General features: G+C 64.1%; 7 protein-coding genes. 1 reads left to right on the top strand and 6 read right to left on the bottom strand.

Features of this window, described 5'->3' with window-relative positions; translation table 11 throughout:
- Positions 1-115 precede the first annotated feature (115 nt).
- Entirely contained in the window at positions 116-640 is a 525-nt protein-coding gene (locus FBR05_14045; protein MDL1873298.1) for a hypothetical protein, read from the top strand.
- A gap of 52 nt (positions 641-692) precedes the next feature.
- Here FBR05_14045 and FBR05_14050 read toward each other — a convergent pair whose 3' ends face one another.
- From FBR05_14050 to FBR05_14075, 6 genes are all read right to left on the bottom strand, one after another.
- The gene (locus FBR05_14050) at positions 693-1,382 is read right to left on the bottom strand and encodes a hypothetical protein (protein MDL1873299.1); all 690 of its coding nucleotides are present in this window, start codon (positions 1,380-1,382) and stop codon (positions 693-695) included.
- A gap of 1 nt (position 1,383) precedes the next feature.
- The gene (locus FBR05_14055; protein ID MDL1873300.1) at positions 1,384-4,305 is read right to left on the bottom strand and encodes a hypothetical protein; all 2,922 of its coding nucleotides are present in this window, start codon (positions 4,303-4,305) and stop codon (positions 1,384-1,386) included.
- Between the two features lie 22 nt (positions 4,306-4,327).
- A complete protein-coding gene (locus FBR05_14060; GenBank protein ID MDL1873301.1) occupies positions 4,328-5,113 on the bottom strand; it encodes an acyltransferase family protein in 786 nt (261 codons plus the stop codon).
- 35 nt (positions 5,114-5,148) lie between these two features.
- Positions 5,149-6,159: a methyltransferase gene (locus FBR05_14065; GenBank protein ID MDL1873302.1), complete on the bottom strand. Its 1,011-nt coding sequence runs from the start codon at positions 6,157-6,159 to the stop codon at positions 5,149-5,151.
- Positions 6,160-6,286: 127 nt separating this feature from the next.
- A complete protein-coding gene (locus tag FBR05_14070; protein ID MDL1873303.1) occupies positions 6,287-6,610 on the bottom strand; it encodes a hypothetical protein in 324 nt (107 codons plus the stop codon).
- The coding region (locus FBR05_14075) for a lysozyme (GenBank protein ID MDL1873304.1) at positions 6,580-6,709 on the bottom strand (130 nt) is incomplete at its 5' end. The genes FBR05_14070 and FBR05_14075, both read right to left, overlap by 31 nt.

Here is a 6,709-nt window from a genome sequence, read left to right on the forward strand (position 1 = left end):
CGGAATTATCGAAGGAGGGTCGCCCAAGAGTTGTTGTCCGACCGCGTCAATTTTCCCGGCACCCCCACGCAAAAAAGGGTTGCTTCCCACCCGAAAATGAATAAAGTGCGCAGAAATGCATAAGAAATTCGCTTACCTTCTATTCGCCTGCCTCGGCGCGGCCTTGATGACTTCCCCCGCTTCCGCCCGCAGTCGCGAGGAAAAATCCGATTTCCGACTACCTCAGTTGTCGGATCCCGCGGTCGAGTTCTACGACGAAGGGCTGCTCGAGGCCGCCGAGATCGCCAAGCTGAAGGCTCGAAAACACTCCCGAAAGCGTTGTTGGCGCGCCGTAAAACAGGCCCTGCTCGATGCCAACGTCGTCCCCTACCGCCCCACCTCGCGATATGCCCGGGACGCCGGAGTGGAGCTTGAGACCGAATTCGCGTTTAAAAAGCTCGAGATCGACGACCCCTATGAAGCACCGATCGGTTCCCTCCTCGTCTACGGCGGGCCCGGGGCCGGGCACATCGAGTTCCGCGTCGAGGAGGGCTTCGTCAGCGACTTCACCAATCCCCGTCCCTCGCAGCGCCCGCTGATCGGCGTCTACGTCAGCTCGGCGGCAGTCGCCCGCGAGCCCTATTTCCGGTCGCGCCAATAAGCGGCGACCCCTCCCCTCTTTCCAAAATTCGACAATACCGCCGCCGTCCAACTTACTGTCGCAGCGTCTCCAGGATTTTTTCCGCAAGCCACAGGTCGTGAACCGAATACTTCGCCAAGGGCGCGGGCCTCGAGGTACGCAGGCCCTCGGACCCGCCGAAAATCCGCAGGCGGCGCCAGTACCGTTTCGGGGGAATCTGCGCCAACAAGGATTGCAAGGCCTCCGGCGCCGTCGGATCGGCGCAAAAGGCTCCGTCGACGTAGGCGATCTGAAAAGGGGGCAAGAGCCGGCGGCAGCGCCAGAAATGCTCCTTCTCGAACATCCCGTATTCCCAGGGGCGGCCGCGGCGCACTCCTTCCATCGCCACGAATTCGTGACCCTCGCCGGCGGCACCGGTGCGCGCGACCGGACGGAGCCCCAGCCAGCGGTAAGCCTTGCCGCGCGAGGCGATGAGGGCCAGCATGACGAAGAAGAAAACGAAAAAGACGGCGAGGGCGATCCAAATCGCCGCCTGCGAGACCCAGCGCGGCAAGCCCCATTCGCTTAAGGAAACGGCGCCGAAGACCGCGAGCGGCAGGCCGAGGCAAAAACCGGCGACCAGCAGGTAGATCAGGTATTTTTTCAAGACATGGTTTCGGGCCGTGGCGGGATCCAGGGGCTCAACGGCCATGTGCAGCAGGAGCGCGGCCTCGTCGGCCAATTCGGGCGGACCGGGGGCTCCGGAAAAGGGAATCGGGACCACTCTAGACCCCGCGGCGATGGAGGCGCAGGAGCCCCCAGGCCCCAAGCGCCAGACAGGCCATGAGGCCCAAGCCTCCCGAGGGGGCAGGGGCTCCCAATTGGCAGCCGCCGCCGGAAATCAGCGTCGGGGCCGGCGCCGCGGGATAGACGATGGTCAATATCGCCGCCTCGGGATCGCCCAATACGATGCCTTCGCTGGGATTGCTCAGGGCGAGCAGCACGGTCCGGTCCCCGAAAACGCCGTCGGGATTGAGCAAGGGGATCTCGACCTCGGCGGAAGTCTGCCCGTCCGCGAAGGTCACGACTTGGACGACGCCGGTGTAATCCAGCCCTGCGAAGGCGGTGCCATCGGCGGTGCTGAATTGGACGCTGATCTCGCCGTCGGAACCTCCGCTGCGCAGCAGCGTGACGACCGCCGGCCCCGCGTCGGCGTTGGCCTGGTAGGCGGCCGCGCTGAACTGCACCGTCCCGGCGATGACGAGGGAAACCCCGTTGGAGAATTCGGAGGTGTTCCCGTTGGGATCGGTGACCGTCGCCGTCACTCGCGGATCGACGATGGCATTGAGATCGACCGCGGAGTTGACGATGTCGGCGACGGCCGTGAAATCGACGTTGCCGGCGCCGTCGGTGACGATCTGGGTCTCGCCCAGGAAAAATTCGCCCTCGCCGAATCCGGAGGGATCCAGGGATGAATTGACGAAGAACTGGATCGTATAAGTCGTGTTGGGGGCGCTCGCCAAAGTTCCGGTGACCGTGAGGGTGGCGCCGGAACTGGTCGCCTCGAGCAGAGCGGGCGCCTCTTGTCCCAGGTTGCCCTGTCCGCCGTTGAGCGAAATCCCGAGCAGGTCGTTGCCGAAGATGTTGTTGCTCAAGATCGCGTTGTCGACGGCGCTGGTTTCTTGGATTTCCACCCCGTTCTCGCCGTTGAATTTGATCGTGTTGCCCTCGGCGAGGCCGCCGCCGAGCCGATTGTCGGTGGAGGCCTGTCCCACCAGGATGCCGTCGCCGGCATTGCCCAAGTCGACGACGCCGCCGAGGTCGGTGCCGATAAAATTGCCCTGCACGGCGACGCCGACCGCGCCGTCGTTGAGGTAGACGCCGGAGGATCCGTTGCCGGAGATCACGTTTCCGGCCCCGGTGGCACCCCCGATGACGTTTCCGGTGGTGTTCTCGACACCCACGCCCACCGAATCGTTGCCCAGGGGCAGCAGCCCCGAGACGTCGACGCCGACGAAGTTCCCCTGCACGAGGTTGCCGGTGGCGGGACCCAGGATGAAAATCCCGAAGGAGTCGTTGCCGGAGATCACGTTGCGCGCCTCCACCGAGGTGCCGCCGATGCGGTTTTCGTTGGAACCCTCGATAAAAACGCCGAACCCGTCGTTGCCCCGGTCGAGCGTTCCGGTGACGTCCGTGCCGATGAAGTTTCCTTCGACGATGTTGAATCGGGTACCGAGGGCGTTTCCGGAGTCGTCGCGGATATGAACGCCGTCCCCTTGATTTCCGGAAATGACGTTGCGCGCCCCCGCCGCCGTGCCCCCGATTTGGTTGTCGTCGGCCTCGTCTCCAAACATCGGGCCGATGGCCCCGCCTTCAATCAGGACTCCGTCTTCGCCATTGGGCACCTCGACGGTGCCGGACGCATCGAGCCCAATGATGTTCCCCTGGACGACATTACGCGCCGCGCTTTGACTGACGATCGCAATGCCCTCTTCGGCGTTGCCGGAGATCACGTTGCCCTCGCCCGCCCCGGAGCCCCCGAAAATATTGTCGTTGCCGCTGGAATTGAGGATGCCGCGGCCGTTGTTGGGAACGGCGTTGGCCCCCGTGACATCCAGGCCGATGTAGTTGCCCTGGATGCGGTTGCCGGAGATGCCTAATATGCCGCCGCCGATGAAGACGCCGTCCGCGTCGTTGCCCGAGATGATGTTGCGGGATCCTGGCGTGCTGCCGCCGATTAGGTTGTCGTCGCCTTGGAGCAGGACAGCCCCGTTGGAGTTGTTGCCCAATCCGCCCAGGGCCGCGGTCCCGGCGAGATTGGTGCCGATCTTGTTGCCTTGGACGGTATTTTGCGTCGCACTGGATTGAATGAAAACGCCGCGGCTGTTGCCCGAAATCAGGTTGCCCTGGCCGACGTTGGGGCCGCCGATAAAGTTGCCCGAGGCGTCGTCGCCGATCGAGACCCCCTCGTCGTTGTTGCCGAGGTCGGCGGTCCCCGTGACGTCGGTCCCGATCAGGTTGCCGAAGACTTGGTTGCCGGTCGATCCCGCCCCTTCGATGGCAATCCCGCGGGCGCCCGCCCCGCCGTTGCCCGAGACGAGGTTGCCCTGGCCGGCCTCGTCGCCTCCGATGGTGTTATTGGCGGAATTGAGGATCAGGATGCCGTCGTCTTGGTTGCCTTGGTCCGCATTGCCCGCGGCGTTGGTTCCGACGTAGCAGCCGGTCACGATATTGCCGCCGCCGGTCTCCAGCACAATACCGTTGTCGCTGAAACGCTGGATGACCAAGGCCCGCACCACGGAATCGCCGGCGGTGATGTTCAGGCCGTCGACACCGGCGCCCGCCCCGTTGCCATCAAGGACGATGATCGGCGCCAGGACGAAGCCGGGCTGCGAGGTGCCGTCGATGTCGACGGGCGCCGTGACCGTCGGCAGGGCCGAGGCGGGGGCGATGGTGAAGGGGGACGCTCCCGCCAAGTCGAATTCGATGCGGTTGCGCGTCCCCGCCGGCGGAGGGTTTGCGTTGGAATCCAGGATGGCCTGCCGCAGGGTACCGGCCCCGGCGTCCCCGGTGGAGTCGACCGTGAAGGTGCTCTGCGCGCGCGAAGCGACGGAGAAGAGGCAAAGGGATACTGCGGCGAATACGGCGATGAGACGGGCCATGGAATTCTCCAATGAATGTCGGGTGATAAGGATCGGACCCGTCATTCTCCATCAAGAATCCAAAAAGTCAAAGCGATTTTTCCCCGTCCTTCTCCTGCATCAGTTCCCGCATCGCCGCCAGGACCTCCTCGTGGATCCGCCGCACCGCCTTGCGGAAGGACTCGCCCTTCCGGCGCTTGGTGGAGATCGGTTTGCCGATGCGGTGGACCAGCTTCACCGGGAAGGGCAAGAGCCCGATGCCGAAGAAAAAGGGGAGCGAAAAACGGATCCGTCGCAGGATGCGGACCCGCTGTCTCAGGAACACGCGCGAGGTCAGATAGACCTCGTTGATCCCCTGGCAATAAGTGGGGATGATGGGAGCCCCCATCTTGCAGGCGACGACCGCGAAACCGTAGCGCCCGTGCCAGGGAATGGTCTTCATTCCCGGATGGACGAGCAGCGCCTCGTAGATCCCGCCCGGCGCCACCAGGACCAATTCGCCCGCCTCCAGCGCCGCCTTCGCGTTGCGATGATTGGCGTTCATCGCGCCGACCTGCACCGCGATCTCGCGCAGCAGCGGCGTCTGGAACAGAAACCTCGCCCCCAGGGTTCGCGGCAGGCGGCCCAACCGGAAAAAAATTTCCCGGATCAGCAGATAGGCGTGGAAAGGCAGGACGCCGTGGTTCATCACCAAGAGGGCGGGCCCGCGCTTGGGAACATGTTCCAAGCCACGGGTCTCGTAGCGGAAATATCCCTGAAGGAAATTAAACAGCGAGCGGATCTCGCGGATAAATTGCGGGTTGGGCCGGGGATTTACCCTCGCTTCGGCCAGCATCCTGAAAAACCTTGACCACATAGCCCCATGATTGGCCATCCGGATCGGCGCGGCAAGGTAAACCTTTTTCCACCCTACTTGATTCCCACCACCATCGAATCGGGCCCGGACAGCGGCTCGACGTAGGCCTCCTGGAAACCGACCTCCTTCATCCAGCCGATGCAATCGGCCCCGGTGAAGTCGAAGCCGCCCGTCGTCTCGATCAGCATGTTCAGGCTCATCAGGAGGCCGAAGGCGTTGCGGCGGCGCTCGTCGTCGATGATGGCCTCGTGGACGATCAGCGCGCCGCCCTTGGGCAGCGCGGCATAGGCCTTGGCCAGGAGTTGCTTTTTCTGCGCCAGGTCCCAGTCGTGCAGGATGTGCCCCATCAAGAGGACCTCGGCCTCGGGCAAAGGGTCTTCCATGAAATTTCCCGGATGGAATTTCAGGCGCTCGGCGAGGCCCTGCGAGGCGACGTATTCTTCGAAGATGGGCCCCACCTGCGGGAGGTCGAAGCCCCCGCCCTTCAAATGAGGATGGGCCAGCGCCAGCTGGACGGGCACTCCGCCCTGCGCCGCGCCGATGTCGATGAAGTGCTTATGGCGCCCCCAGGGGAATTTGGCGGCGATCGCCCTGCCGCTCTCCCGGCTGAGACCCGTCATCGCCTGCAGGAAGGCCTTCAGGCGCTGGGGATCGGCGTACAGCACCTCGAAGAGCTCCCCGCCCTCTTTGGCCTCGTTCTGCGGCTTCCCGGTGCGCAGGGCCTCGGTCAGCGAGTTCCAGTAGGCGTAGAGTCGCGCGTTGGCCATCTCGAAGATGCCGCCCAGGTAGGTGGGCTTGGCCTTGTCTAGATAGAGGTCAGCCTCGGGGGCGTTGCGGTAGAGGTCGCCTTCCCGCTCGAGAAAGCCCAGCGTCACAAGGGCGTCCAAGAAGTCGCGCGCGGCGCGGCGATGGAGGCCCAGGCGCTCGCGCAGGGCCTCGCGCGCGAGGGGACCGGCGGCCAACTGCGTGAAGAGACCCAGCTCGATGGCGCTCAGCAGAGTCTTCGAGCTCCAGAAGCCCAGGCCTACGTTGAAAATCTTTTCGGGAGAAAGCGGAGCGGACATAGTTCGGAAATTTTTCCATTCGGCGGGAAAAAAGTCGAAGAAAATTTTTACCGCACTGCGCCAGCGGACGCAAACAAACCGCGCCCGCCCGAGCGGGATGGAGAAAAAGGCGCCAATAAGGGGAAACTTACAGCTTGGGCGTGGGAACCTTAGGCTTGGGCGTCGGCACCGGCGTGGGCGCGGGGGCCTTCTTGACCGTCTCGGTCGGGACGTCCATGTTGCCGACGCCGCGCTCGTTGCGGCTGCCGACCTTGTAGAAGGTGTAGAAGTTGGCATTGGGGATGTCGTGGTCGGGCCAGACGATGATCTTCAGGCCGTTGGCCAGGGTGCGGCTGGCGATCTGTTCGCTGCCGGGCACGGCGGTGGAGGCGGGCACTGGCGGCTGTGCGGCCGAAACCAGCGTGGGCAGGCAACCCAGCGTCAGGTCGAGGACAAGAGGGAGCAGGCGCATGGTGTTTTCCCTTCGAACAGTGCCCGCTCAGCAGCGCGGCGTTTGACGAGCCCGGACAGCTTCTTGCCCGAGGCGTAGACCCAGCGGTCGAATTGAGCA

The sequence above is a fragment of the Deltaproteobacteria bacterium PRO3 genome (genome assembly GCA_030263375.1).
Classification (GTDB): Bacteria; UBA10199; UBA10199; order DSSB01; family DSSB01; genus DSSB01.